The sequence below is a fragment of the Streptomyces sp. NPDC104581 genome, assembly GCF_055583685.1.
Genome location: NZ_JBVJNN010000005.1, coordinates 59,654 through 84,181, shown reverse-complemented (window position 1 = coordinate 84,181; position 24,528 = coordinate 59,654). Strand labels below are relative to the sequence as shown.

General features: G+C 73.7%; 20 protein-coding genes and 1 pseudogene. 8 read left to right on the top strand and 13 right to left on the bottom strand.

Going from position 1 to position 24,528, the window contains the following annotated elements; all coding sequences use genetic code 11:
* The 3 genes from ACZ61E_RS06510 to ACZ61E_RS06500 form a co-directional block, all read right to left on the bottom strand.
* Nucleotides 1–1,266 (bottom strand): ATP-grasp domain-containing protein, encoded by a 1,266-nt coding sequence (locus ACZ61E_RS06510; protein ID WP_469698092.1) that lies wholly within the window; start codon nucleotides 1,264–1,266, stop codon nucleotides 1–3.
* On the bottom strand, nucleotides 1,263–2,339 hold the full coding sequence (locus tag ACZ61E_RS06505) for a pyridoxal-phosphate dependent enzyme (RefSeq protein ID WP_469698091.1): 1,077 nt from the start codon (nucleotides 2,337–2,339) through the stop codon (nucleotides 1,263–1,265). The genes ACZ61E_RS06510 and ACZ61E_RS06505 overlap by 4 nt, the downstream gene beginning before the upstream one ends.
* 111 nt (nucleotides 2,340–2,450) lie before the next feature.
* Nucleotides 2,451–3,143, bottom strand: coding sequence for a class I SAM-dependent methyltransferase (locus ACZ61E_RS06500; RefSeq protein WP_469698295.1), 693 nt, complete (start codon nucleotides 3,141–3,143; stop codon nucleotides 2,451–2,453).
* 321 nt (nucleotides 3,144–3,464) lie between these two features.
* Here ACZ61E_RS06500 and ACZ61E_RS06495 point away from each other — a divergent pair, with 321 nt between their 5' ends.
* Both ACZ61E_RS06495 and ACZ61E_RS06490 read left to right on the top strand, forming a co-directional pair.
* A complete protein-coding gene (locus ACZ61E_RS06495) occupies nucleotides 3,465–4,763 on the top strand; it encodes a CAP domain-containing protein (RefSeq protein ID WP_469698089.1) in 1,299 nt (432 codons plus the stop codon).
* Nucleotides 4,764–4,980: 217 nt separating this feature from the next.
* Complete coding sequence (locus ACZ61E_RS06490; protein WP_469698088.1) at nucleotides 4,981–5,490, top strand: hypothetical protein; 510 nt, start codon at nucleotides 4,981–4,983, stop codon at nucleotides 5,488–5,490.
* 15 nt (nucleotides 5,491–5,505) lie between these two features.
* On the opposite strand, the gene ACZ61E_RS06485 is transcribed toward ACZ61E_RS06490, so the two are convergent.
* The gene (locus tag ACZ61E_RS06485) at nucleotides 5,506–5,847 is read right to left on the bottom strand and encodes a DUF5713 family protein (protein WP_469698087.1); all 342 of its coding nucleotides are present in this window, start codon (nucleotides 5,845–5,847) and stop codon (nucleotides 5,506–5,508) included.
* Between the two features lie 265 nt (nucleotides 5,848–6,112).
* Between ACZ61E_RS06485 and ACZ61E_RS06480 the strand changes: the two genes are divergently transcribed.
* The gene (locus tag ACZ61E_RS06480; protein WP_469698085.1) at nucleotides 6,113–7,177 is read left to right on the top strand and encodes an NAD-dependent epimerase/dehydratase family protein; all 1,065 of its coding nucleotides are present in this window, start codon (nucleotides 6,113–6,115) and stop codon (nucleotides 7,175–7,177) included.
* 128 nt (nucleotides 7,178–7,305) lie between these two features.
* Here the strand turns inward: ACZ61E_RS06480 and ACZ61E_RS06475 are convergent, their stop codons facing one another.
* Nucleotides 7,306–8,412, bottom strand: coding sequence for a sensor histidine kinase (locus ACZ61E_RS06475; RefSeq protein ID WP_469698083.1), 1,107 nt, complete (start codon nucleotides 8,410–8,412; stop codon nucleotides 7,306–7,308).
* A gap of 833 nt (nucleotides 8,413–9,245) precedes the next feature.
* A pseudogene (locus tag ACZ61E_RS06470) lies at nucleotides 9,246–10,046 on the bottom strand (response regulator transcription factor); the annotation flags it as partial.
* 114 nt (nucleotides 10,047–10,160) lie between these two features.
* Between ACZ61E_RS06470 and ACZ61E_RS06465 the strand changes: the two are divergent.
* Genes ACZ61E_RS06465 through ACZ61E_RS06455 form a run of 3 tightly spaced genes read left to right on the top strand, consistent with a single transcriptional unit; the run spans nucleotide 10,161 to nucleotide 12,498 of the window.
* Nucleotides 10,161–10,988 (top strand): glycosyltransferase family 2 protein, encoded by an 828-nt coding sequence (locus ACZ61E_RS06465; protein ID WP_469698081.1) that lies wholly within the window; start codon nucleotides 10,161–10,163, stop codon nucleotides 10,986–10,988.
* Nucleotides 10,985–11,638, top strand: coding sequence for a TIGR04282 family arsenosugar biosynthesis glycosyltransferase (locus ACZ61E_RS06460; RefSeq protein WP_469698079.1), 654 nt, complete (start codon nucleotides 10,985–10,987; stop codon nucleotides 11,636–11,638). Before ACZ61E_RS06465 ends, ACZ61E_RS06460 begins: the two co-directional genes overlap by 4 nt.
* Nucleotides 11,635–12,498 (top strand): class I SAM-dependent methyltransferase, encoded by an 864-nt coding sequence (locus tag ACZ61E_RS06455; protein ID WP_469698077.1) that lies wholly within the window; start codon nucleotides 11,635–11,637, stop codon nucleotides 12,496–12,498. The genes ACZ61E_RS06460 and ACZ61E_RS06455 overlap by 4 nt, the downstream gene beginning before the upstream one ends.
* A 382-nt stretch (nucleotides 12,499–12,880) precedes the next feature.
* Here the strand turns inward: ACZ61E_RS06455 and ACZ61E_RS06450 are convergent, their stop codons facing one another.
* Complete coding sequence (locus ACZ61E_RS06450) at nucleotides 12,881–14,200, bottom strand: molybdopterin-dependent oxidoreductase (protein WP_469698076.1); 1,320 nt, start codon at nucleotides 14,198–14,200, stop codon at nucleotides 12,881–12,883.
* Between the two features lie 320 nt (nucleotides 14,201–14,520).
* Here ACZ61E_RS06450 and ACZ61E_RS06445 point away from each other — a divergent pair, with 320 nt between their 5' ends.
* Complete coding sequence (locus ACZ61E_RS06445) at nucleotides 14,521–15,855, top strand: hypothetical protein (protein ID WP_469698293.1); 1,335 nt, start codon at nucleotides 14,521–14,523, stop codon at nucleotides 15,853–15,855.
* Nucleotides 15,856–15,918: 63 nt separating this feature from the next.
* On the opposite strand, the gene ACZ61E_RS06440 is transcribed toward ACZ61E_RS06445, so the two are convergent.
* On the bottom strand, nucleotides 15,919–16,617 hold the full coding sequence (locus ACZ61E_RS06440; protein ID WP_469698074.1) for a GOLPH3/VPS74 family protein: 699 nt from the start codon (nucleotides 16,615–16,617) through the stop codon (nucleotides 15,919–15,921).
* A gap of 32 nt (nucleotides 16,618–16,649) precedes the next feature.
* The gene (locus ACZ61E_RS06435; RefSeq protein ID WP_469698073.1) at nucleotides 16,650–16,799 is read right to left on the bottom strand and encodes a hypothetical protein; all 150 of its coding nucleotides are present in this window, start codon (nucleotides 16,797–16,799) and stop codon (nucleotides 16,650–16,652) included.
* Nucleotides 16,800–17,011: 212 nt separating this feature from the next.
* On the opposite strand from ACZ61E_RS06435, the gene ACZ61E_RS06430 reads away from it, so the two are divergent.
* Nucleotides 17,012–17,983, top strand: a complete 972-nt coding sequence (locus tag ACZ61E_RS06430) for an ABC transporter substrate-binding protein (protein ID WP_469698072.1) — start codon at nucleotides 17,012–17,014, stop codon at nucleotides 17,981–17,983.
* Nucleotides 17,984–18,039: 56 nt separating this feature from the next.
* On the opposite strand, the gene ACZ61E_RS06425 is transcribed toward ACZ61E_RS06430, so the two are convergent.
* From ACZ61E_RS06425 to ACZ61E_RS06410, 4 genes are read right to left on the bottom strand one after another with little or no spacing between them, the layout of a single operon-like run.
* On the bottom strand, nucleotides 18,040–19,425 hold the full coding sequence (locus ACZ61E_RS06425) for a glutamine synthetase family protein (RefSeq protein ID WP_469698071.1): 1,386 nt from the start codon (nucleotides 19,423–19,425) through the stop codon (nucleotides 18,040–18,042).
* Entirely contained in the window at nucleotides 19,422–21,284 is a 1,863-nt protein-coding gene (locus ACZ61E_RS06420) for an IucA/IucC family protein (RefSeq protein ID WP_469698069.1), read from the bottom strand. The genes ACZ61E_RS06425 and ACZ61E_RS06420 overlap by 4 nt, the downstream gene beginning before the upstream one ends.
* On the bottom strand, nucleotides 21,281–22,744 hold the full coding sequence (locus ACZ61E_RS06415; protein ID WP_469698067.1) for a lysine N(6)-hydroxylase/L-ornithine N(5)-oxygenase family protein: 1,464 nt from the start codon (nucleotides 22,742–22,744) through the stop codon (nucleotides 21,281–21,283). Before ACZ61E_RS06415 ends, ACZ61E_RS06420 begins: the two co-directional genes overlap by 4 nt.
* The gene (locus ACZ61E_RS06410) at nucleotides 22,741–24,477 is read right to left on the bottom strand and encodes an IucA/IucC family protein (RefSeq protein ID WP_469698065.1); all 1,737 of its coding nucleotides are present in this window, start codon (nucleotides 24,475–24,477) and stop codon (nucleotides 22,741–22,743) included. Before ACZ61E_RS06410 ends, ACZ61E_RS06415 begins: the two co-directional genes overlap by 4 nt.
* Nucleotides 24,478–24,528 lie beyond the last annotated feature (51 nt).

The following is a 24,528-nucleotide window of genomic DNA, read 5'->3' as shown; positions in this document are numbered from 1 at the left end:
TCACCCCCGCCCGGCCGTCTTCATCACCGGCCGCACCGTCGTCGCGGCGCTCCACGCCCGGTGCTGCGCCAGTTCGGCCGTCGGTGCCTCGGCGAGCACCATGCCCGTGCAGCCGCGCTGGTCGCCGGTGTGCGACACGGTGTCGCCCGGTGCCCGGACCGGATACCAGCTCACGTCGCCCGGGAACGCGTTCAGGCCCTCCAGTCCGGCCCACCCCGCCAGCACGCCCGGCTCGTCCGCGTACACCAGGACGAAGGCGACGGCCGGCCCGGTCGGTCGCGGCGGCGCGTCCAGCAGTCGGGGCCGCCGGCCGAGCGTGACGTCCACCAGCGCCTCGTAGACGTTGACGTCGAGCGTGCGGCACATCGCCTCGGCGACCAGCGCGCCGCCGATCCTGCGGTTGATCTCGACCAGTTCGGGACCGCGGCCGGTGAGGACGAACTCGACATGGGCGAAGCCCTGGTCGTGCCCGGCCGTCGCCAGCACGTCGCCCACCCACCGTTCGATCGCGGCGAGTTCGCCGGGCGGCAGAGCCACCGGGAAGGCGGCGGCCTCCTCCCGTACGGCGGGACGGCGCGACGTCTGCCGGCTCAGCACACCCAGCAGCCGGGTGCCCCCCTCCCAGCTCAGGGTCTCCGCGCTGTAGAGCGGCCCGGCGAGGAACGGCTCGGCGAACAGGCTGCCGTTCAGCCCGCCGGAGCCGCCGCCCGCGCCCGTCCCGCCCGCGCGCTCCCCGGCCTCCCCGAGGGCGGTGCGCAGCTCCTGGTCGTCGTGCACGATCCACACGTCGCGCGACGACGTCCCCGCCGACACCTTCAGCACGGCGGGCAGCCCGACGGCCTTCACCACCGACTCGGCACTGTCCGGTCGGGGTTCGACCTCGACGGCCGTGCCGGCGCTCAACCCCGCCCGGTGCAGCGTCCGCCGTACGCGCGCCTTGTCACGGAGCGTTCTTACGGCCTCCGGATCCGGACCCGGCAGACCGAACTCCCGTGCGAGGTCGGCCGCGGGCACGCTCCAGGTGTCCGTCGTGTTGATCAGCCCGGCGAGGTGGGGCAGGCGCGCGAGCGCGCGGCGCACCGCGTCCGGGTCGAAGGTGTCGACGTCGATGACGTCCACCCCGTGGGCCCCCTCCGCGGTGGCGAGTTCATGGCGGTACACACCCCGGTCGCCGGTCAGCAGGACGAACCGGTGCCCGGCGGCGTGGGCGGCCCGCGCCGTCCGTCCGAGTCCGAAGGAGAGCGCTTCGAGGGCGGCGACGGTCATCGGACGGCCTCGCTCTCGGGCGTGACGACCGCGCCGGGTGGCGCCGGCCGGCCCGCCCACTCCAGCACGGACCAGGGCGGGCGCAGTTCGGCGAGTTCGTCGATGCGCTCGGGCCGCAGGGTGCCCGGGTCGGCCGCCTCGGTGTGCCGCGCGAACACCCGCTCCGCGTAACGGTGTCCGGTGTCGGCGCCGAGGACCAGATGCGTGCGGCGCGGATCGCGGTCCGCCTCCCAGCCGGCGACGAGGTGCGCGGCGCCCGTGGACAGCCCGGCGAACACCGCGTGCTGCCGCAGCAGTGCGACCGAACCGGCCATCGCGTGCCGGAAGTCGAGCCAGTGCACGGTGTCGTACAGCTCGTGCCGCACGTTCCCGAAGGGGATGGAGCTGCCGATACCGGCGATGATCGCCTCCGGGTCGCTGAAGCCCTCGCTGCCGAACGTCACGCTCCCGAAGGGCTGGATGCCCACCAGCCGTACCGTGCGGCCGTCCTCGCGCAGCGCCCGGGTGAGTCCGCCGGTCGACGCGCCGGTGCCGACGGTGCCGACGACGGTCAGGTCCTCGCCGGGCAGTGCGGCGGCGGCGAGGCCGGCCAGCTCCCGGTAGCCGGTGTGGTGCACACCGTCGTGGTACTGCCGCATCCAGTGGAAGTCCGGTCGCTCGGCGAGGAGTTGGCGTACGTGCCGGACGCGCCGCTCCTGGTCGAGCCGCAGGCTCCGCGAGGGCGGCATCTGGTCGACGGTGGCGCCGAGCACCTCCAGCTGGGCGCGCATCGTGGCGTCCACGGTGGTCGAGGCCACGATGTGGCAGCGCAGGCCGTGGCGGTGGCAGGCCATCGCGAGCGCGAGCGCGTAGATGCCGCTCGAACTGTCCACGAGGGTCTGGCCGGGCACGACCCGGCCGCGGTCGAGCAGCGCGCGTACGGCGCCGAGCGCCGCGTACACCTTCATGGTCTCGAAACGGGCCAGCACCACGTTCCCGGAGAGCCGGAGGAAGGCCGGGGCTTTCATGGCGTCGGTGATGTGGTCGTGCACGGGGACCGAGAGCTGGGGGGTGGCGGGGCTGAGCTGGGGCATGGCGTACGGGTCCTCCAGGACTGTGGAGCGTGGCGTACGGGCGTGGTGCCGGGGTGGGTGCGGCGGGGTCCGTGAGGTCGGGCGGGCCCCGTACGCGGTCGTCGCCGGGCGTCACTTCTTCAGGCCCCGGACGATCAGCCGGCGCGAACCCTGGTCGTACGGACCGCCGTCGAAGTCCCCGAAGCACTCGACGTCCGCGAACCCGGCCGCCACGAAAAGGTCGTGCAGTTCGGCGGCGCTGTAGAGGAACGACTTGATGGACGCGGTGCGGGCGGTCCCTCCGCGGACCAGCGTCCAGTCGGTGCGGAGCCTGCGCCAGCTGTCCAGGACGGTGTCGCGCTGGACGACGTACGAACCGTCCGGCAGATCCACAGCCTGTGGACGGCCGATCCAGCCCGCGAGCACCTCCTTGCCCATCACGTCGACCAGCAGCCGGCCGCCGGGGGCGAGGCTCCGCCACGCGTTGCGCAGGACACGGGCGTTGTCGTCGGCGTCCTCGAAGTAGCCGAAGGAGGTGAAGACGTTGAGGATCACGTCGTAGCTCTCGGGGGCCACGTACGTGAGCATGTCCTCGCGCACCAGCCGGACGTCCGCGGCGGCCTCCCGGCAGGCGGCCTCGGCGCGTTGCAGCATGGCCGGGCTCAGATCGACACCGGTCACCCGGTGGCCGCGCGCCGCCAGGGGGAGGAGGAAGAGGCCGGGGCCGCAGCACAGGTCGAGGACGCGGGAGCCGGGCGGGAAGTCAAGCAGCGGGGCCGACCCGACCAGTTCGGCGACGGTCTCGGCGCGGGCGCCGGAGAACATGGCGGGGGCGAAGTCGACCCACAGGCTGTCGTCGTCGTACCAGTCGCCGCCCGCCGCGTCGCTCGGCGCATCGCTCGTCACATCGGCCTCCAGGTCGTCCGTCACCGTCCTTGCCGGGTCCTTGCCGGTCCCTGTGAGTTGTCGCGGGGTGACGGGCCCGAGTTCCCGCGGCGTGCGAAATGGCGGGAGACGGCCACGAGGGGGAGGGCGGGAACCCCGCCGCCGGCGCCCGGCGTTCTACCGTCGACGGCCCGGCACAGCGAGCCGGACAGCCGGAAGAGACGGCCGGACCGACGGCCGTACGGACGGAGGGGGTGTGCGATGGCCGACCTGGTCCCGGGTGGAAACGTGTCCCTGCCCGGGGGTGTCCTCACGGTCAGTGTGCCGGGACCCTTCGACGTCTCCGTCCTGATCACCGGCGACGACGGAAAGGTCTCCGGCGACGGGGACTTCGTCTTCTACAACCAGCCGTCGGCGCCCGGCGCCCGCCTGCGGGGCGACACGGTCACCGTTGACGTGGGGCGGCTGCGCGCCGGGGCGAGCCGGATCACGGTGGTCGTGAGCGCCGCCGACCCGGCCGTCCCGCTGGGCCGGCTGCCCGCGCCCGCGCTGTCGGTGACCCGGGCGGACGGACCGGGTCCGCTCCTCGCCCGCTTCACCCCGCCGCGCCCGGGGCACGAGAGCGTCCTGCTGCTCGCGGAGATCTACCGCCGGGGCGGCGGGTGGAAGCTGCGGGCGCTGGGCCAGGGGTACGCGGACGGACTGGCCGGGGTCGCCCGTGACTTCGGCATCGAGGTGGCCGAGGACAGCGCGCCGCCCGCCGCTTCCGTACCCCCGGCCCCCGGCGACGGCATGGTCGCCCTCGTCAACGCCGAGCGCTCACGCTCCGGCGCGCCGCCCGTCACGGCCGACGCCCGCCTCGCGGCCGCCGCACAGGCACACTGCGCGGGGATGGCGGCCGAGGGCAGGCTCGGTGCCGCGCCCCGGCCGGGCACGTCCCTCTACCAGCGGGTCACGGCACAGGGGTACGCGTATCTGACGATCGCCGAGCAGCTCGTCTCCGGTCCGCGTACGGAGGCGGACTTCCTCGCGTACTGCCTGACCGACGCACGCATGAGCCGTACGGTCCTCGACCCGGCCCTCTCGCAGCTCGGCGTCGGCCGGGCACCGGGACCCGGCGGCGACATCTTCTGGACGGCGGTGTGGGCCAGCCCGCTGACCCCGCGGGGCCTGGCGGCCGTCACGTCCGAGGTGGTGGCGCTCACGAACGCGGAGCGCGCGGCGGCCGGCCTGCGCCCCTTGGCCGGCGACCCCCGGCTGACGGCCGCCGCGCAGGCGCACAGCGACGAGATGGTCTCGCGGGGCTTCTACGCGCACACCAGCCCGGACGGGCGGCAGCCCTGGGACCGGGCCGCCGCCGCGGGCTGCGCCCACCGGGCCATCGGCGAGAACATCGCGTGCGGTCAGCGCTCCGCCGCCGAGGTGGTCCGGGGCTGGATGGACAGCCCCGGACACCGCGCCAACATCCTCAAGCCGGACTTCACCCACATGGGCATCGGCCTGCGCGGCGGCGGCGAGATGGCCACGTACTGGACCCAGCTGTTCGGCGCGTCGGGGTAGGAGGGCGCGGGCGGCACCGGCACGGCACGGCACGGCTCCAGGAAATCGTCATGGCGCGCGGGCTGTTGAGCGGGCGGCCCTCTCCCATGTGGCGGGCAGGCAGTCAGGAGCCGGGGTCGGGCCGATATGAAAAGGTGCTCGGGACACCCAACGGGTGGCCGGGCCGGGCCGTCCGGTCGGACCGAGCCCGTCGGGCCGCACCACACGGGGGATTTCCATGCGCGGTACGACCACCTCGCTGTGCCTCGCCACAGCCCTGCTCCTCGCCTCCGGCGCCACCGGCTGCTCCGGTGACGGCGAGGAACCGCGGCTGGCCGTCGGGACCAGTGTGACACGGGAGTTGGAGGGCGGGGGCAAGGCCGTCTACACGCTCAAGAGCGTGATCGACCCGGCCGAGATGAAGCCCGGCGAGCTGCCGCCGTTCCTTGAGGGAGGGTCCTGGGCCGCGCTGGAGCTGAGCTTCGAGAACGTCGGGGAGAAGGACATCGAGGAGCGGCCCCTCCACCGGACGGCGGTCGGGCCGCGCGACGGCGAGGAGCCGTTGGGCACGACCCCCACCGACTTCGAGCCCCTTCAGGGACCCGCGCTGCCCCAGGTCGTACGGCTCAAGCCGGGCGAGAGCACGGAAGGGTTCCTCGTCCTGGAGGTCGGGCGGCCGGGGCCGGTCGTCGGCACGGTGACGTACTCGCCCGGCCGCAGCGGCGACATCGTCTGGCGGGTCGACTGACCGCGCAGGGCGCCGTCACCAGTCGCGCTCCGCCACCACCTCCTCCAGATCCGCGTCCGCGAACCCGTAGGCCGAGACGACGAACCCGAAGTCCCCGGCTATGACGTCACGGGCCACGGTCTCGATCTCGCTGCCCGCCGCCCAGAACTCCTCCTGGAGCCGGTTGAACTCCAGCGTCGCGGTCTCGGTGAGCGCGTACAGCGCCGCCAGATCGCCGGGCCGGTCCGCCTCGATGCGCTCGCACAGGCGCGTCAGGATGTCCCGTCCCTTGTCGAGGAGATGATCCGGGAAGTAGTCGGACGGATAGAGCTCCCGCAGAAACTCACGCCCGGCGACCTGCTGGTTCCCGATCGACACGATGATCCCCATCCCCTTCGAAGAGCCGATGCGCCGATCCTGCACCACGGGTCCGACAACGCCCGGCCGGCCGCCCCCAGAGCTGCCAAGGGGTGAGGTTCATCAGCGCGTCGGCGCAGGGCGGGTTCCGGACCGAGCAGTCGGCCGGGGACTCCGGTCGCGGGGGTGGGTGGCGGGCGGCGGGCGGCGGGCGCGATCTTACGGTCCCGTGACATGCCGTGCCGGGTACCTGCCGCTCCGTCACCGCGCGCCTAGCGTGGGCCGTATGCGTGTACTTGTCACCGGCGGAGCCGGGTTCATCGGATCGGAGATCGTCGGCGCTCTCGTGTCGCGCGGCCACGAGGCCGTCGTGTACGACGCGATGCTGCCGTCCGCGCACGGCGGGGCGCCGCCGCGGCCGGCGCGGGACGGGGAGCGGCTGATCGTCGGGGACGTGCGGGACCGGGAAGCCGTGGCGGCGGCGCTCGCCGGGGTGGACGCCGTCTGTCACCAGGCCGCGATGGTCGGGCTCGGGAAGGACTTCGCGGACGCGCCCGCGTACGTCGGGTGCAACGACCTCGGCACGGCGGTGCTTCTCGCCGCCATGGCCGAGGCGGGCGTACCGGCGCTGGTGCTCGCCGGGTCGATGGTGGTCTACGGCGAGGGACGCTACGACTGCCCGCGCCACGGCGTGGTCCGGCCGGGGCCGCGCGCCACCGCCGATCTGGCCGCCGGGCGGTTCGAGCCCAACTGCCCCGACTGCGGGGAGTGGTTGGTACCGGGGCTGGTCGCGGAGGACGCGCCCCTCGATCCCCGCAACGTGTACGCCACGACCAAGCTCGCTCAGGAGCACCTGGCCTCGTCGTGGGCGCGGGCCACGGGCGGGCGGGCCGTCTCCCTGCGGTACCACAACGTCTACGGGCCGGGCATGCCGCGCGACACCCCGTACGCGGGGGTCGCCTCGTTCTTCCGCTCCGCGCTGGCGCGCGGGGAGGCGCCGCGCGTCTACGAGGACGGCGGCCAGCGGCGGGACTTCGTGCACGTACGGGACGTCGCCGCCGCCAATGTGGCCGCCCTCGACGCGGTGTGCGCGGCGGGACCCTCCGGCTTCGCCCCGTACAACACCGGCAGCGGCGAGCCGCACACGATCGGCGAGATGGCCGCCGCGCTGGCCTCGGCGCACGGCGGGCCCGCGCCCGTCGTCACAGGGGAGTACCGGCTCGGGGACGTGCGCCATGTCACCGCCGACTCGCAGGCGTTGCGCGACGAGTTGGGGTGGAAGCCGGAGGTGGGCTTCGCGGAGGGCATGGCGGAGTTCGCGACGGCGCCGCTGCGCGAGCCGGGCCGGTAGCTCCGGACACGGCGTCGTCGTCCCGGGAACAGCGCCGCCGCCCCGTACGGTGTCCGCCACCTGTACGGCGGCGGGCGGCACGGCGCGGCGCGGCAGTGATCCCGTACGGGGTGTCCCGGCCGGGCCGGTCAGGCGGCGGGGAGCGTCACCTCGAAGCAGCAGCCTCCCGCCACGTTGCGGACCGCCGCCCGGCCCGCGTGCGCCTCCACGATGCCCCGTACGATCGCGAGCCCGAGGCCCGCGCCGGCCGGGGGCGTGCGGGCGTCGCTGCCGCGCCAGCCCGTGTCGAACACGCGCGGCAGGTCCTCCTCCGGTATTCCGCCGCAGCCGTCGGTCACCGAGAGCACCACCCCGCCCTCACCGTGCCGCGCTGCGACGGCGACCGTGCCGTCGGCCGGGGTCCGGCGGATGGCGTTGACCAGCAGATTGCCGAGGACCCGGCTCATCTCCCTGCTGTCGACCTCCACCGGTACGGGGTCGATCCGGCCCCCCACGAGCCGTACGCCCAGCTCGCGGGCGAGCGGATCGGCACCGGCCAGGGCGTCGCCGACCAGGTCGTACACGGAGATTCGGGCGGGGGCCAGGGTGAGCGATCCCGCGTGGATCCTGGAGAGTTCGAAGAGATCGCCGACCATGTCGTTCATGCGCTCGACCTCGGTGCGTATCTGCCGCAGATAGCGCGGTGAGTCGACGGCCATGCCGTCCTCCAGCGCCTCCGACATGGCCCGCAGCCCGGCGAGGGGCGTGCGCAGATCGTGCGAGATCCACGCGACGAGTTCGCGCCGCGAGGTCTCCAGCGCGCGTTCCCGCTCGCGCGAGCTGTCGAGCTTGGCGCTCGTTGCCGCCAACTCGCGTGTGAGCGCGTCGAGTTCGGCGGTGGCGGGCTCGACGGGCGCGGCGAAGACACCGCCGTCGCCGAACGACCGGGCGGCCAGGGTCAGATCCCGGCTGCGGGCGACCATCCACCGGCCGAGGAGGACGGCGGTGACGAGCGAGACGACGGCGGCCATCGCGACGACCGTGGTGACGACGCTCAGATCGTGCGGCGACAGGAACATCGCCCAGGCGACGGCGAGCGTCCCGGCGAGCATCGCGGTCACGGCGACGGCGGCGACGACGGTCACGGACACGACGAGCGACCGGTGGCGGGACAGGCGCAGGGCAAGAGCGCCGAGGAGGCCCGCGACCGCGGCGCCGAGGAACGCGATGAGAGCGATGAGGAGCATGTCGGTCACGACCGGTCGGCCCTCCGGACACCGGACGCCGGGCCCACCACCCGCGGGGACGGGGACATGCCCGGTGAGGACGTCGGGGCGCCGACGGCGGACGTGTCGGCCGAGGTTGCGCGGACGCCCGGCGCGGTGGAGCTCTCGGCCGAGATGCCGCCCACGCCCAGCGCGCCAGGCCCGGCGGAGCTGTCCGCCGAGGTCTCGCCCACGCCCAGCGCGGCGGAAGTGTCCGCCGGATTGTCGGGCACACCCTGCGAGCCGAGGCCGGCCGAGCCGTCAGCCGGGGCTGCCCGGACGCCCTGCCCGGCGGAAGTGTCCGCCGAGGTCTCGCCCACGCCCAGCGCGGCGGAAGTGTCCGCCGGATTGTCGGGCACACCCTGCGAGCCGAGGCCGGCCGAGCCGTCAGCCGGGGCTGCCCGGACGCCCTGCCCGGCGGAAGTGTCCGCCGAGGTCTCGCCCACGCCCAGCGCACCAGGCCCGGCGGAGCTGTCCGCCAGGGTGTCGCGCACACCCTGCGAGCCGAGGCCGGCCGAGCCGTCAGCCGGGGTTGCCCGGACGCCCTGCCCGGCGGACATGTCCGCCGAGGTATCGCGCACACCCTGCACGCCGAGGCCGGCCGAGCCGTCCGCCGAGGTCTCGCCCACGCCGGGCACGGCGGAGCTATCCGCCAAGGTGTCGCGCACACCCTGCACGCCGAGGCCGGCCGAGCCGTCCGCCGAGGTCTCGCCCACGCCGGGCGCGGCCCGTGCGTCGCGTGGCGCAGGCACGGCGCCCGTGCCGGGGTCCGCACCCGCGGCAGCGCCCAGGTCCGCGTCCGAGCCGGCTGCCACGGCCACACCCGCCGCCGCGTCCGCCAGCCGGTAGCCGACTCCCCACACCGTCTGGATCAGCCGAGGCCGTGCCGGGTCGTGTTCGATCTTGGCGCGCAGCCGGCGGACATGGACGGTGACCGTCGACAGGTCCCCGAAGTCCCAGCCCCACACCTCGCTCATCAGCTCCTCGCGTGTGAACGCCCGCCCCGGATGCCGCAGGAAGAAAGCCAGCAGGTCGAACTCCCTCAGCGTGAGCGCCAGTTCCGCCCCCTCGCGGGTGGCACGGCGCCCCACCGGATCCAGGGACAGGGTCGCCGTCCGCAGCACGCCCGCCGCCTCCGGCGACGTACCGGGCGGGGTCGCCGGCAGCCGCGCCCGGCGCAGCACCGACTCCACGCGCAGCACCAACTCCCTTGGGCTGAACGGCTTGGTGACGTAGTCGTCCGCCCCCGTCTCCAGCCCCAGTACGCGGTCCTCCTCGTCCCCGCGCGCCGTCAGCATGATCACCGGTACCGGGCCGCCCTGTTCGCGCATCCGGCGGCAGACCTCGAAGCCGTCCATGCCGGGCAGCATCAGGTCCAGGACGACCAAGTCCGGCCGTCTGCGGGCGAATCGCGCGAGCGCGGACGGGCCGTCGGCGGCGCGTGCGACGTCGTGACCGGCCCGGTCGAGGTAGCCGGCGACGACCTCGGCCACGGTCGGATCGTCGTCCACGACGAGGACATGGGCGGGCTCCCGCGTCTGCCCGTTCGCCCCATGGCCGCCGCTGCCACCGCTGCCACCGCTGCCGCCGTTGCCACCGACACCGTCGATGGGATTGCTCTGCATACGTCCACCTTCGCACCGCGACCCGCGTGACAGACCGCGCGAACGCCCGGATCGGCCGAACGTCCGTGTTTCGTAAGGTCCAGAAGTCCGTTATGCAGCCTTACGATCCGTAGGGTGAGCGCCGTGACACACCTCACTGATCTCACCGCCGATGTCGTTCTGCCCTGCCTCGACGAGGCCGACGCGCTGCCATGGGTGCTGGATCACATCCCCGTCGGCTGGCGCGCGATCGTCGTCGACAACGGCTCCACGGACGGATCGGCGGACGTCGCACGCTCGTTCGGCGCCACCGTCGTCCACGAGCCGCGACGGGGTTTCGGTGCCGCCTGCCACGCGGGCCTCCTCGCGTCCGACGCCGAGTACATCTGCTTCTGCGACTGCGACGCCTCCCTCGATCCCGGCCTCCTCACCGGCTTCGTACGCCAAGTAGCCCTTGGTGAGACCGACTTGATGCTGGGCCGTCGTCGCCCGCAGGGCCGGGGCGCCTGGCCCGCGCACGCCCGCGCCGGGAATCTCGCGCTCTCCCGGATGCTGCGCCGGCGTACCGGCGTGACGCTGCGCGATCTCGGCCCCCTGCGCGCCGCACGCCGCGCGGACCTGCTGGCGCTGGGCCTCACCGACCGGCGCAGTGGCTACCCGCTGGAGATGGTGGTGCGCGCGGCCGACGCGGGACTGCGGGTCACCGAGACCGATGTGCCGTACCGGCCGCGTACGGGCAGGTCCAAGGTGACCGGTACCTGGCGGGGCACCTGGCACGCGGTGCGCGACATGCGCGCCGTGCTCAACCAGCCACCCGCGCCCACCGTGAGGCCCACGAGCACCGAGCCGAGCACCACCGCGGAGAACACCGCGGAGATCACCGCGGAGAACACCGCGAAGTCCACCGCGGAATCGATCGTGAACACCGCCCCGCACAGCACCCCCGCCGAGGCCGCCAAGTGACCTCCCCCGCCACCACCCTCCTCGTCATCGCCAAGGAACCCCTCCCCGGCCGCGTCAAGACGCGTCTCACCCCGCCGTTCACCCCCGCCGACGCCGCCCGCCTCGCCGAGGCCGCACTCGCCGACACCCTGCGGACCGTCCGCGACCTCCCCGCCCGGCGCCGCGTCCTGGTCCTCGAAGGGCGGCCCGGCCCCTGGCTGCCGCCCGGCTTCGAGGTCGTGCCGCAGTGCGCGGGCGGGCTCGACGAGCGGCTGGCCGCCGCCTTCGAGAGCTGTACGGGCCCGACGCTCCTCGTCGGCATGGACACCCCGCAGATCACCCCCGCCCTGCTGGCCCCCGCGCTCGGCCCGGCCGGCTGGGACGGCTGCGACGCCTGGTTCGGCCCCGCCGACGACGGCGGCTTCTGGGCGCTGGGGCTCGCCGCGCCCGAGTCCGTCCCGCCGGATCTCATCCGGGGGGTGCCCATGTCCGTGCCCGAGACCGGCGCCGTGCAGCGCCGCCGTCTCGTCCGCGCCGGGTTCACCGTGCGCGATCTGCCGCCGCTGCGCGACGTGGACTCGGCGGCCGACGCCGAGTACGTCGCTTCGGCCGCCCCCGACGGTCTGTTCGCGGCCACGCTGCGCCGGCTCACCCCGGTGGGCGCCCGGTGAGTACCACGGACACCGGCAGCGGAACGGAGACCGGCACCGGAACGCCGGAGACCCGCGCCTCCGAGACCGGCACCGGAACGCCCGCCACCGGCACCGAGGCCGCCGCCTGGCGCACCGACCCGTACGCCGACGCCCTCCGCGCCGGCCGCGGCCCGCTCTTCCTGCGCCGTACGGACGGCTGGCTGCTGCCTCTCGACGTCGAGCGCTGGTGCGCCCGCGCCGACGCCGCCGACCTCTCCGCCCTGCGCCGCTGCGAGGGCGCCGTGCTGGACATCGGCTGCGGCCCCGGCCGGCTCGTCGCCGCCCTCGCGGCGCGCGGACGGCCGGCGCTCGGCGTCGACGTCAGCGAGGCGGCCGTCGAGCACACCCTGCGGCTCGGCGGCACCGCCCTGCGCCGCTCCGTCTTCGATCCCCTTCCCGGCGAGGGGCGTTGGGGCACCGTCCTGCTCGTGGACGGCAACATCGGCATCGGCGGGGACCCGGCGGGACTGCTCCGCCGGGTCGCCGGACTGCTGACGCACGGCGGGCTGATCATCGCCGAGACCGCGCCCGTGGACATCGACGAGCGGGTACGCGTACGAGTGGACGACGGGCGCCACCCGCAGGCCGACGGGGCCCGCGCCACGGGTTCGCACTTCCCGTGGGCCCGGCTCGGCACCCCGGCCCTGCTCCGGTACGGCCGGGCGCTCGGCTGGCAGCCCGTCGATCAGTGGGAGTCGGCGGGCCGCCCCTTCGTCGCCCTGCGCCGCAGCACCGCCCGTGTCACCAGACAGAGCGCCGAGCACACGAACAGCACGGCCGTGACCAGCAGCCAGCGCGCCAGGAACCCGTCCGCCGACAGGGCGGTGTACGGCTCGTAGCGCCTGACCCGCCCCGTGATCAGGGGGAACCACACCAGCAGGAGCAGTCCGGACAGGAAGGCCGGTACGCGGACGTGGTTGACGAGCCGGCGCCGTGGTCCCAGCGCGGCGGTCACCGTACGGTCGGCCGCCGTGTAGAGCGGCACCAGGACCAGGTCGTGCACGAGCGCGGCGCCGACGAACCAGACCACGATCAGGAACGTCTCGCCCTCCAGCAGGCGTACCCCCACGTATCCCGCGAACGCGAGGGTGGCGAGCAGCAGCACGAGCTGGAACGGACTGCCCAGCAGGGCGCGGTACGTGAGGGCGCGGGGCCGGAGAGTGCGGGGCCTGGGAGCGCGGGGCTCGCGTACGCCGCGTCCCGCGCCGTTCCGGTGATCCATCACAGCGCTCCGAACGTCAGCCGGGTGACCCATTTCGTGTTCAGCACCCCGGGCGCGGCAGGGACGATGATCCGCGCCGGGAAGCCGTGATCGAGCGACAGGTCCGCGCCGTTGACCCGGAGGGCCAGCAGCGAACGCCCGTCGCGCACCTGGTTGTCGCGCAGCGCGCCCGAGCGGAAACTCCCGCGCGCCTGGAGGGACTCCACGAACACACCGGGCGCGTCGGCCGGGTACCCGGCCAGTGCCGCGAGATCCCGCAGGCGTACGCCGCGCCACGACTGGTTCGATGTCGACCAGCCCTCCACACACGCGATCGGCAGCTCCGAGGTGTGCTGGTCCATCGCGAGCAACTGGGCGCGCGAGAGCCGGATGTCCCCGGCCGGGCCGCTGACGACGAGCCGCCACCGGTCCGTCTCGGTGTCGGCCGCCCTGACCCCGACCGACGCCGCCGTCTTGTTGATCTGGAAGCCGTTCGGGCCGCTGCCCGGGTCCTCCCAGCCGTGCGGGGCGAGCAGCGCGGTACGGCGCAGCGGTCCGTCGAAACTCCGGCCCGCCGTCGTGAGCAGCATGAACAGCGCACCCGTGCCGACGAGCGCGAAGGCGCCGCGCCGTGTGACGGTCGGCGCGGCGGGCGCCGGGGACGCCAGGTCGTCGCCGGTCCCCGGTGCGCGGTGCGCCCCGGCCCCCGTGACCTCACCGGGTCCTCCCGAGCGAAGCTCACCGCTCCGGATCGCCCGCAGCGCCTTCGGTGTCTTCAGCGCCGCGTGCGCGACGAACGCGACGAAGAACACCCACGCGCCGTAGAAGTGCAGCCGGTAGAAGGACCCGGGGAAGAGGTAGTCGAGCTGGATGTTGAGTACCCCGGTGACGAACTCGAACAGCGCTCCGCCCACCAGCAGCACCAGCGAGATCCGTTCCAGCGCGTGCGCGAGGGAGGTGACCGGCGGCAGCGTGAACAGCCTCGGGATCACCGACCAGAGCTTCGCCAGCAGCACGGGGACGAGCGCGATGCCCACCGTGACGTGCAGCCCCTGGGTGAGCCGGTAGAGCCAGTACGGGTGGGTCGGCCAGTCGAAGAGGTAGAAGCCCAGCCATCCCCGGTCCGGGGTCTTGTCGTTGACGGACGCGAGATCCGGGTTGTAGGCGGCGTACGACAGCAGACCCGTCACGAACAGCAGCGTGAGCCCGGCCAGCAGCACGAGTCCTAGTACCGCCGTGAACCGGACGCCGCGCACCGGACTGCGCCAGAAGGCTGGTTCGGTGGGCAGCGGTGGCAGCGCGCGGGCGGCGCGCTTCGGCAGCGGTGGGGGGTGATCCATGCCGCGACCGTAAACCCGCGCACCCGCCCGGGAGCTGGTACGACTTCTGACGAAATGGTGACGTGGCCCCGCCGTACCGCCGGAACGCGCCGCCCGCTGCATAACGTGCCTGGGTGACGACCGATGAACGAGGACAGCCGCTCGGCGACAGGGACACCGGCACGGGCACGGGCACCGACACGGACACGGACACGGCGACGGACGCGGACACCGGCGCGCACCCGGACGTGGACACGGCCGGAGGCAGAGCCGGAGTCACGGTCGGAAACGCGGCCGGGGGCAGAGCCGTCCGCGGACGCGACGCGACCGGCCGCCCGCCCATCCGGGATCTCGTCGCCGCCGCGATCGGGCTCGCGCTCGTCACCACCGCCGCGCTCGTCGGCTGGGCGGTCCAGCGCGCCGACGGCAGCCTCCAGGTCAACTGGCCGCCGCTGCTGGGCACCTGGGACCCCCGCGTCGGCCCCGGCACCCCCGCCGCACTCGCCGTCGCCGTCCTGATCATCGCGTACGGGCCCGGCCTCGCGGCCCGGCTGCCGTGGCGGGCGCTGCTCCTCACCACCTGGGCGGCCGCGCTGGCCTGGACGTTCTCGCTGGCGCTCGTCGACGGGTGGCACTGGGGCGTGGCACGCCGGCTCACCACCAAGAACGAGTACCTCACCGTCATCGACCGCTTCTCCGACATCGGTGCGACACTGCGCGGGTTCTCCGACCACATCGTGATCGGCCCGCCCGGCAACTGGCCGGCCCATGTCGCCGGTCATCCGCCGGGCGCCACCCTCACCTTCGTCTGGCTCGACCGGATCGGCCTCGGCGGCGGCTCGTGGGCCGGGGTCTGGTGCATCGTGGTGGGCGGCTCGGCCGTGGCCGCCGTACTCGTCACGCTCCGCGCGCTGACCGACGAGCACACCGCGCGCCGTGCGGCGCCCTTCCTGGCGCTGGCCCCGGCCGCCGTCTGGGTGGGCACATCGGCCGACGGCTACTTCGCGAGCGTCGCCGCCTGGTCACTCGCCCTGCTCGCGCTGGCCGCGACGCGTACGGTGCGCCTCCCCGCCGCCGCCGCGCTGGGCGCCGGGCTGTTGTACGGGTTCACCTGCTACCTCTCCTACGGTCTGACCCTCATGGCGCTGCCCGGCCTCGGCGTCCTTCTCCTGGCCCGCACGGCGCGCCCGCTGCCCCTGGTGCTGGCGGGCGCCCTGGTGGTGCCGGTGGCGTTCACGCTGGCGGGGTTCAACTGGTGGGAGGCGTACCAGGAGTTGGTCGTGCGCTACTACCAGGGCGCGGGCGGGGTGCGCCCGTACTGGTACTGGGTCTGGGGGAACCTCGCCGCCACCACCCTGGCCGTCGGCCTCGCGACGGTGGCCGGCCTGGGCCGGGTGTTCGCGCTCGCGCCCCGCGCCGTACGGAGCGTCAGGCCCGCCCGGGAACCGTCGGCCCCCGTGCTCCGTCTGGCCCTTCTGGTCCTGGCGGCGCTGCTCGCGGTGCTCGCCGCCGATCTGTCCGGGATGAGCAAGGCGGAGACGGAACGCATCTGGCTGCCGTTCATGCTGTGGCTGCTCCCCGCCACCGCCCTGCTGCCCGGCCGCCGGCGGTGGTGGCTGGCCGGGCAGGCGACCGTGGCCCTGCTGGTCAACCACCTGGTCTTCACCGGCTGGTGAGGCCGCCGGTGAAACCCGTCCGCGACCGGGCCGGCGAACCCGCCGGTGAGCCTCTCCGCTCGGTCACATGACGGTGGTCGTCACCACCGTCAGCATGACGATCGCCGTCAGCGCGTCCTCGGCCGCCTTGACCGCCCGGTGCACAGCCGGCCCCGCCCACTGACCGTGCGCGACCTTCTCCATGTTCACCTTGGCGGTCGCCAACTGCGGCTTCTCGTAGAGCAGTCCGTGCAGCTTCGCCCCGTGCAGCAGGGCCACCAGACTCGCCGTGCGCTCGTCCGGGGCCGCCCCGCGCATCACGACCTCGTCGAGCCGCTGCCGGACCGCCGACTCCACCGATCCGTCGGCTTCCGGGTAGCGGCGTACGGGGAAGAGGCCGAGCACCTTCTTCTTCTCCTCGCGGACCAGCCCCTTGGCCACGAGGCTCGCGGTCGTCCCGGCCACCGCGTCCTTCCTCAGGCGCTCGATCCACTCCTTGGTCTTGCGCGGCTCGCGCTTCCCTTCGTCGGACATGTCGGCCAGCGCCGCGTCCAGGGTGGGGTCGTCCAGCGGCGCCGCGTCGCGGACGGCGACCCGGTCCTCGCTCACCTCGACACGGCCCGCCAGCACCAGTTCGACCAGCGAGGCCGCCGCGATGGCGTAGGAGACGTTCGTCGACTCCTTCTCGGTCCCGGACTCGTCGTCCAGCGACAGGAGCAGCAACTGCTCGCCCAGCGTGGTCGCGACCGGTGTGTTCGTCGGTGTATTCGTGGCGAAGTCCATGACGCTCGTCTCTCCTCGAACCGTGGGGGCAATCAGCCGTCTTCCCCCGGGGCCGCCGCGGAACGCGTTCGGTTCAGCCCGAGGGTGCGGGCGAGCTGCTGGCCCTCCGGGCCCTCGGAGTCCTGGATGGTGTCGATGGGTTTACGGCGCAAGACGCCTTCACCCGCGCGGAATCCTGCCATTTCGCGACTCCTTCCCGACGTTTTCGAGGCTTCCCGGGACGTGCAACAGTGCGCCATGGTCGCGGGTGCCCCGCGACGGGGGGAGACATGGCGTGTGCTGGCCCTGTGACTGGACCGTGATGTACGGAACTTGTCGGGCCGGTCCCGCTGAAGTTAGGTTTGCCTTAGTTACGTCCGGGCCGACTCCGGGCGGCCGTCAGGGAGTGCCCACCGTGTCCACACACCTCACCCGCCGTATCGGCGTGGCCGCCGCGGTCACCGCGCTCGCCGTCTCACTCTCCGCGTGCGGTGGCGACGGCGACGAGTCCTCGGACAAGGCCGGGTCGGGAGGGACGCACGCCGTCACGACCGCCATGGGCGAGGTGCGGGTGCCGGACGACCCCCAGCGTGTCGTCGTGCTCGACACGGACGCGCTCGACTCCGCGATCACGCTCGGGATCACTCCGGTCGGTGCCACGACGGCCGTCGCGGACACGCCGTTCTCCACCTATCTGCCGCAGGACCGGCTCAAGGACATCAAGGCGGTCGGGCTGATCGCCGAGCCGAACCTCGAAGCGATCGCCGCCCTTGAGCCCGACCTGATCCTGAGCAGCAAGGTGCGCGACGAGAAGAACTACAAGCCGCTCTCGGAGATCGCCCCGACCGTCTTCTCCGACACCACGGGCCCCAACTGGCGCGAGAACTTCGAACTGCACGCCGACGCCCTCGGCAGGACGGCCGAGGGCAAGAAGATCGCCGACGCCTACGACGCCCGGGTCGGGGAGCTGACCACGGCGTTCGGCGGCCCGGAAGCGGCGAAGAAGACCACGTTCGGCTTCGTCCGCTTCGTGGAGGGCGCCGACACGCGTCTCTACCTCAACGACACGTTCGTCGGTTCGATCTACGGCGATCTCGGCGTGGGCCGCCCGGCCAACCAGGACAAGACCGGGTTCTCGCTCGACGTCAGCCCGGAGAAGATGGACGAGGCGAACGCGGACGTCGTCTTCTACTCGACCTACGGTGACGCGAAGAAGGCGAAGGAGACCGACATCATCGGCGGCCCGCTCTGGAAGAACCTGGACGCGGTGAAGGCCGGGAAGGTGTTCAGGGTCGACGACAACGTCTGGATGCTCGGCATCGGTTACACCGGCGCGGGCAAGGTGCTGGACGAGATCGAGAAGAACTACGGCGCCGCCACCGGCTGACACCTGGACAGGTGGCCGGCCGGGCCGGGCCTGCTCGGCGGCCGGCCGGCCCGACGCTACAGCCGCTCGAAGCCGCGCATCCGCTCCCAGTCCGTCACCGACGTCTCGAACGCGGCCAGTTCGGTCCGGGCCGCCTGAGCGTAGTGCGCCACCACCGGCTCACCGAAGACCTTCGCCGCGATCCCGCTCTCCCAGCGGTGCAGCGCCTCCGTGAGCGTGCCGGGCAGCCGGGGCACCGAGGGATCGGCGAGCGCGTTCTCCCGGTGGGGGGGCGGGAGTTCGAGCCGGTGTTCGATCCCGTACAGACCGGCGGCGACCGCGGCCGCGAGCGCGAGGTACGGGTTGGCGTCCCCGCCCGGCACCCGGTGCTCGACACGCATCGAGGAGCCCGTCCCCACCACCCGTATCGGGCACGTCCTGTTGTCCCGGCCCCACGCGATACCGGTCGGCGCGAAGGCGCCCGGCTGAAGCCGCTTGTAGGAGTTGACGTTCGGCGCCATCAGCAGGGCGAAGTCCGGCAGACAGGCGAGCTGACCGGCGACGAAGTGCCGCATCAGGGCGGACATGCCGTCGTCGGCCGACGGGTCGGCGAGTACGGCGGTGCCGTCCGTGCCGCGCAGCGACAGATGGACGTGGCACGAATTGCCCTCGCCCTCGTCGAACTTGGGCATGAACGTCAGCGCCACGCCCTCCTGGGCGGCGATCTGCTTGGCGCCGTTCTTGAAGAAGACGTGGTTGTCGCAGGTCGTCATCGCCTCCGCGTAACGGAAGACGATCTCGTACTGCCCCGCGTGGCACTCGCCGCGTGCCGTCTCCATCGCGAGCCCGGCCCGGCCCATCTCCCGGCGGAGGCGGCGCACGACGGGCTCGATGTCGGTGAGGCCCTGGAGCGAGTAGTCCACGTTGTACCCGGTCGCGGACGTCAGGCCCTGGTAGCGGGTCTCGCGGGCGGCGCGGTAGGTGTCGAGGAAGACGAGGAATTCGAGTTCCGTACCGGCGAGCGCGGTCAGTCCGCGCTCGGCGAGGCGGTCGAGCTGGGTGCGGAGCACGTGGCGGGGCGCGACGGCGACCGGTGAGCCCCCGGCGCCCGGCCAGTGCGCGTCGGCGATGACGAGCGCCGTGCCCTCGTCCCAGGGCAGGTGGGTGCGGAGGGTGGCGGGGTCGGGGCGCAGGAGGAAGTCGCCGAAGCCGCTCCGCCAGGCGTCGATGGCGTAGCCGGGGCGGGTGTCCATCTCCACGTCGGAGGCGAGGAGATAGACGCACGCGCCGAATCCGGCGCCGTCGTCGCCGCTGCCGCCCGCGTCCTCGATCCCGTCGAGGAAGTACGGCACGGAGAGCCGGGTGCCCTGGAGTCTGCCCTGGATGTCGGGGACGGCGACGATCACCTCCTCGACCCGCCCGGCGGCGGCCTCGGTCCGCAGCAGCTCGTACGGGTCGCTCATTTCGGGTCCTCCGTTCGCGCCAGCGGGTTCGGCACGGTGCCGTGCACGACGTCGAAGCCCTCGTCGCGCTCCGACCGGTCGTGGAACCCGCCGCCCAGGAGCTGTTCACGGTTCAGCGCGACGCGGTCGAAGGAGGGGGCGAGGAGCCCGTACGCGTCGAAGCGGTCGGCCAGCTCCGGGAAACGGGCGTGGTAGCGCTCGATCTCGGCGCGTACGAGCGCCCAGAACTCGCCCTCGGGCACGTCCAGTTGGCTGGCGCACAACGGGGCGAAGAACCGGAAGTGCCCGGCGAGGACGGCGCTGAGCAGCGAGTGCGCCAGCTCGTGGGCCGGCCAGCGCAGCAGGACGCGGTCGGCGCGCTCCGGGAGCGCGGCGTACTCCGGCCGGTCGCCGGGCAGCAGGTTCACGTCCTCGGCGAAGTCCTTGACCGCGATTCCGATCGGGATCTCGTCGCGGTCGAAGAGGACGACGGTGTTCTCGCCGTGCGGGCAGAAGGCGACGCCGTACCGGTAGAGGTAGTGCAGCAGCCCCGGCAGCAGCGCCCCGAAGAATCGTTCCAGCCAGATCGCGGGGCTGAGCCCGGAGCGTTCGACCAGCTCCGCGGTGAGCGCGCGCCCGTCGGAGCCGGTCTTGAGCAACGCGGCCATGGTGCGGGCGCGTTCACCCGCGTCCGGGTCGAGCAGCGCGGCGACCGGCTCGCGCCAGACGGCGCCCAGGAGTTCGTGGTAGCGGTACGGGGCGTCCTGGACCGACTCGTAGAGCGGATGCCCCACGGCGACGGAGGCGACCTCGCCGAGCGGATGGATGCGCAGCTCCCCGCTCAGATACGGGTCGGCGTCCCGTACGGAGTGCAGCCAGGCGCTCACGTCGGGCGCGGCCTCGGTCGGCCCGGTCGAAAGCCCGCGCCAGACAAGGGTGTTGCGGATGAGGAGGGGGACTTTGACGTTGCGGCGGTGCGGGTGGTCGATGTTGGCCAGGGTGCGGATCGACTGGAGGGGGCGGTAGCGGTCGTCACCCTGCCCGAGCGGCACGATGCGGCCCTCGGCGAGATACGGCGCGAAGAGGGTGGCGACGGCCTCGTCCCAGTGGAACGGGTGCACCGGCAGCCAGCTGAACTCCGCACCGCTCAGACCGGTCCGGGCGCACTCCTCGGCGAGGACCGCGGCGAACCGCTGCCGCGTCGCCGGGTCCAGCTCCTCGGCGAGCAGCCGCTCGGCGTCGAGCCCGGGAACACCCGAGTAGACGGCGAGGTCGCTGTGCACGGCGGCCCACAGCAGCCGGACGGCGGGAGCGGATTCGGGTGCGTAGGCGGCGGCGTCGGAGGCGGCGAAACCGAGCCGGCCCTTGTTGAGGAGCATGCAGGGATGCCCGTCCTGGTACGCCTCCAGCTCCAGATGGTCCAGATCGGCCAGCTCGGCGGCGGGCAGCGCCCTGACGATCGCCTCGGCGTCGGCCCGCCGGGTGGCGGTCAGCTCACGCAGGACCTCGGCGGTGGTGGCACCGTCCCAGCCGAGCACACCGCGCGCGTCGAGCAGCAGACGTTCGGGACCGGCCTCCCGGCCGTCGGGTACGTCCGGGTGGCGGACCAGACTGCCGGGTTCGACACGCCAGGTGCCGAAGGTGCCGCGGGCGGCGCGCAGCGTCCAGTGCACGTCCTCGCCGAGGTCGAGCCGGTACCGGCCGGCGGTCGCGGCGCCGGGCGCGGGTACGGCGTCGGGCGCGGGCACGGCGTCGGTCGCGGGCACGGCGTCGGGCGCTGGTACGGGGACGAGCAGTTCCTCGTACGCGAACTCCTCGACGGCCTTGATCAGCAGCCGGCGGCCGGCCTCTTCCCAGGCGGCCCGGTCGGGATGGTTCATCGGACGTTCTCCTCGGGGACGGCGGAGCGGGTGGGGGCGGGGAGTCGGGGGCGGGGGTCTGCCGGGCCGGGGCCGGGGCTCGGCACCCCGAACGTCGTCCACGCCGCCCGCTCCGGGACCCGCAGCACCGTCCGCCCGGCCACGGCGTTGAGGATCGTCGCCGCGCGCCACGCGCCGAGGGTCAGGTCGGGCGCCCCGACCCCGTGCGTGTGCATCTCCGCGTTCTGCACGTACAGGGTGCCCGACACCCCGGGGTCGAGCGCGACGCGGTAGTCGCCGTCGATCCGGTACCGGCCCTGCGCGTCCCAGTCCACGAGGGTGCCGAGCCCCTGCTCGGCGTCATCGCCGCCGTCGCCGTCATCGCCGTCGAGGAAGGCGGGGCGGGACGCCGCGTACCCCGTGGCCGAGACGATCGCGGACGTCCGGATCTCGAACAGCGCGTCCTGCTGCGCGTGACGGCACGTCAACACATATCCGTGCGGGGCGGCTTCGGCCGCGACGATCTCGACTCCCGGATGCAGCGCGGCCCTCGGCTCCGTCCCGCCGATCGTCCGCTCGTACATCTCGTCGTGCAGCTCGCCCAGCGTCTCGTCGCTCACACCCTTGTAGAGCTGCCACTGCTCCCGTACGAGCCGCTCCCGCCGGTCCTCGGGCAGGGCGCGGAAGTAGCGGACGTAGTCGGGCGTGAAGTGTTCGAGCCCGATCTTGGAGTACTCCATCGGCGCGAACGCGTTCGTGCGCGCGAGCCAGCGGACGTACGGGCCGCCCGCACCCGCCCCGTCCTGGTGCCGCAGCAGGTCGAGCGCGACCTCCGCGCCCGACTGGCCGGCGCCGATGACGGTCACGTCGTCGCAGGCGGCGAGCCGTGCGCGGTGGGTCCGGTAGTCGGCGCTGTGCAGGACCCGGCCGGTGTGCGCGGTGCCCGCGAGCAGCGGGCGCAGCGGCTCCGGCACGACCGGGTTCGTGCCCACCCCGAGGACGACCTGCCGGGCGAGGACGCGCGTGTGGGTCCCGTCAGCGGCGCGATGGGAGACGGTGAACAGCTCCCGCCGCTCGTCCCACCCCAGCCGGTGGACGTGCGCGTCGAACCGGCAGGACGCCACCCCCTCGGTGACCCAGCGGCAGTAGGCGTCGTACTCGCGGCGCGGTATGTGGAAGCGCTCCGAGAAGAAGAAGGGGAACATCCGGTCGTGGTGGCGCAGATAGTTGAGGTACGACCACGGGCTCGTCGGGTCGACCATCGTCACGAGGTCCGCCAGGAAGGGGACTTGGAGCGTGGTGCCCTCCATCAGCAGTCCCGGGTGCCAGGAGAACGCGGGTTTCGCGTCGAGGAACAGCGTGCGCAGCTCCGGGACGCCGTCCGCCAGCGCGGCGAGCGAGAGGTTGAACGGACCGATGCCGATGCCGACCAGGTCGTACACAGGGGTACTCGATTCGGACACGGGCTCGGACTGGGTCACCGCTGGGCCTCCGCGAGGGGATTGGTCAGGTCGACGTAGACGGACTGGGACTCGACGTCCCCGACAAGCTCGTCGAGCCCGTCCACACAGGTCAGGTAGTTGGCCTTGCAGCGCAGCACGGGCGCGTCCAGCAGCAGGTCGAGCAGTGTCTTCGCCCCGGGCTCGGCGGCCCGCAGCCGCTCCAGCCGGGCGCGCAGCACCCGCAGCAGGTCGCCCTCGTCGGCCAGCCCGAGGGCGCCGAACGCGCCGACGAGGCCGAGGAGGTTGTTGATGCCGAGGTAGTACGCGACGCGCTCGTCCACGAACGCGTCGTCGAAGACGAGATCGAGCCCCTCGGCAGCGCCCGGCAACAGCCGCTCCACGGCGGGCGCGTGGGACGCGGCGACGTAGTAACCCTGGCTGTCGCGGTACCAGCCGGCGCACGGCAGTCCCGCCGCGTCGAGCGCGACCAGCGTGTTCTGGTGGTGCGGCTCCAGGGCGATGCCGTACCAGGCACGGAGGCGGATCAGCGGGACCGCGAGCACGTCCAGATACGCGGCCAGCCAGCGCGCGGACGCCTCGGCCGTGGAGACGCCGTGCGCGCGGGCGGTACGGGCGACGGCCTCGCAGAGCAGCGCGCGGTGCGCGGGCGGCGAGCCGTCGCCGGGGCCGGTGCGTTCGGCCACCAGCCCGGCGACGCAGAGCCCTTGGAGCCCTCCGCCCCCGAAGGGGTTGTCGCGTACGGCGGTCTCCAGCCCGGTTTCCGTGTCGCGGCCCGCCGACACCCACCCGAAGTCGCGCAGGATGCCGAACTCCGGATGTTCGGCCCGCAGCCGCCCGGCGGGTCCGGCGGCCAGCAGCCGGGCGGCGCGGACGCCGAGCCGCATCTCGCTACGGAGGTTGTTGCGGCGGGAGTTGGTGATCCGCATACCGAGGGAGAGCTTCAGCATCACGCCGGCGTCCGGCCGGTGCACGGTCCGCACGGACGAGGTCGGGTACCAGTGGGGCCCGGCGGGCCCCAGCGGACGCAACAGCCCCTCGTCCAGGAGCGAGCGGACGGCGGGCCGGGCGAGCACCTCCCGCGCCTGCCACGGATGCGCGGGCACCACGGCCATCCCGTCGGGCACGGACAGCCCGAGCCCGTCGGTGAGGGGCCGCAGCAGCTCGACGGGGGGACGCCCGTCGGCGCTCTCACCGACGAGGACGTCCGGATGCGCGGCGAACCAGTGCAGCGGGAAGGACCCCCGCAACTCCGGTGAGTACGCGTCGAGTTCGCTGTCCGACGCGCCCTCGCGGCTCTTGGGCGCGGGGTGGAAGGGATGCCCCAGGAGCAGCGCCTGCTCGGCGTCGAGGAACGGGGTCACCCCGCGTGTCCCCGGCGACTCGGCCCGCCGCCGCACGAGATGCGCGCCGGTCCGCACGGCGGAGTCGATCACCCGCCCCACGGCGTCCGTCCCGAGGTACGGCGGCGCGCCCCGCCCGAGGGTGGACTCCCTGACGAGCGCGGCGGCGACGAGCCCCACATCGGCGGGCACGCTGCCGCCCCGGCCGGAGGTCACGACACGGACGCGCCCGAACCGGTGCCACCCGGTGGCGGACCGGTACAGCACGCGTACGCGCAGGGTCAGCGCACTGCACGGCAGCCGCAGACTCAGCAGCCCGCCACTGGGAGGCACGTCGGTCCCGGTCTCCCGGACGTACGCGCGGAGCAGGGTTTCGACGGCGACGGAGTCGGCGGCGCGGAGGGCATCCACCTGATCGATCGAATCCCCCACGGCTGCCCCTCCGGGCCCAGCGGCCCCCTC

What these genes read in the sequence shown, in the direction of transcription:
- ACZ61E_RS06510 (WP_469698092.1), bottom strand. Translation starts at nt 1,266, where the DNA reads ATGACCGTCGCCGCCCTCGAAGCGCTCTCCTTCGGACTCGGACGGACG.
- ACZ61E_RS06505 (WP_469698091.1), bottom strand. Translation starts at nt 2,339, where the DNA reads ATGCCCCAGCTCAGCCCCGCCACCCCCCAGCTCTCGGTCCCCGTGCAC.
- ACZ61E_RS06500 (WP_469698295.1), bottom strand. Translation starts at nt 3,143, where the DNA reads ATGTTCTCCGGCGCCCGCGCCGAGACCGTCGCCGAACTGGTCGGGTCG.
- ACZ61E_RS06495 (WP_469698089.1), top strand. Translation starts at nt 3,465, where the DNA reads ATGGCCGACCTGGTCCCGGGTGGAAACGTGTCCCTGCCCGGGGGTGTC.
- ACZ61E_RS06490 (WP_469698088.1), top strand. Translation starts at nt 4,981, where the DNA reads ATGCGCGGTACGACCACCTCGCTGTGCCTCGCCACAGCCCTGCTCCTC.
- ACZ61E_RS06480 (WP_469698085.1), top strand. Translation starts at nt 6,113, where the DNA reads ATGCGTGTACTTGTCACCGGCGGAGCCGGGTTCATCGGATCGGAGATC.
- ACZ61E_RS06450 (WP_469698076.1), bottom strand. Translation starts at nt 14,200, where the DNA reads ATGGATCACCCCCCACCGCTGCCGAAGCGCGCCGCCCGCGCGCTGCCA.
- ACZ61E_RS06440 (WP_469698074.1), bottom strand. Translation starts at nt 16,617, where the DNA reads ATGGACTTCGCCACGAATACACCGACGAACACACCGGTCGCGACCACG.
- ACZ61E_RS06435 (WP_469698073.1), bottom strand. Translation starts at nt 16,799, where the DNA reads ATGGCAGGATTCCGCGCGGGTGAAGGCGTCTTGCGCCGTAAACCCATC.
- ACZ61E_RS06425 (WP_469698071.1), bottom strand. Translation starts at nt 19,425, where the DNA reads ATGAGCGACCCGTACGAGCTGCTGCGGACCGAGGCCGCCGCCGGGCGG.
- ACZ61E_RS06420 (WP_469698069.1), bottom strand. Translation starts at nt 21,284, where the DNA reads ATGAACCATCCCGACCGGGCCGCCTGGGAAGAGGCCGGCCGCCGGCTG.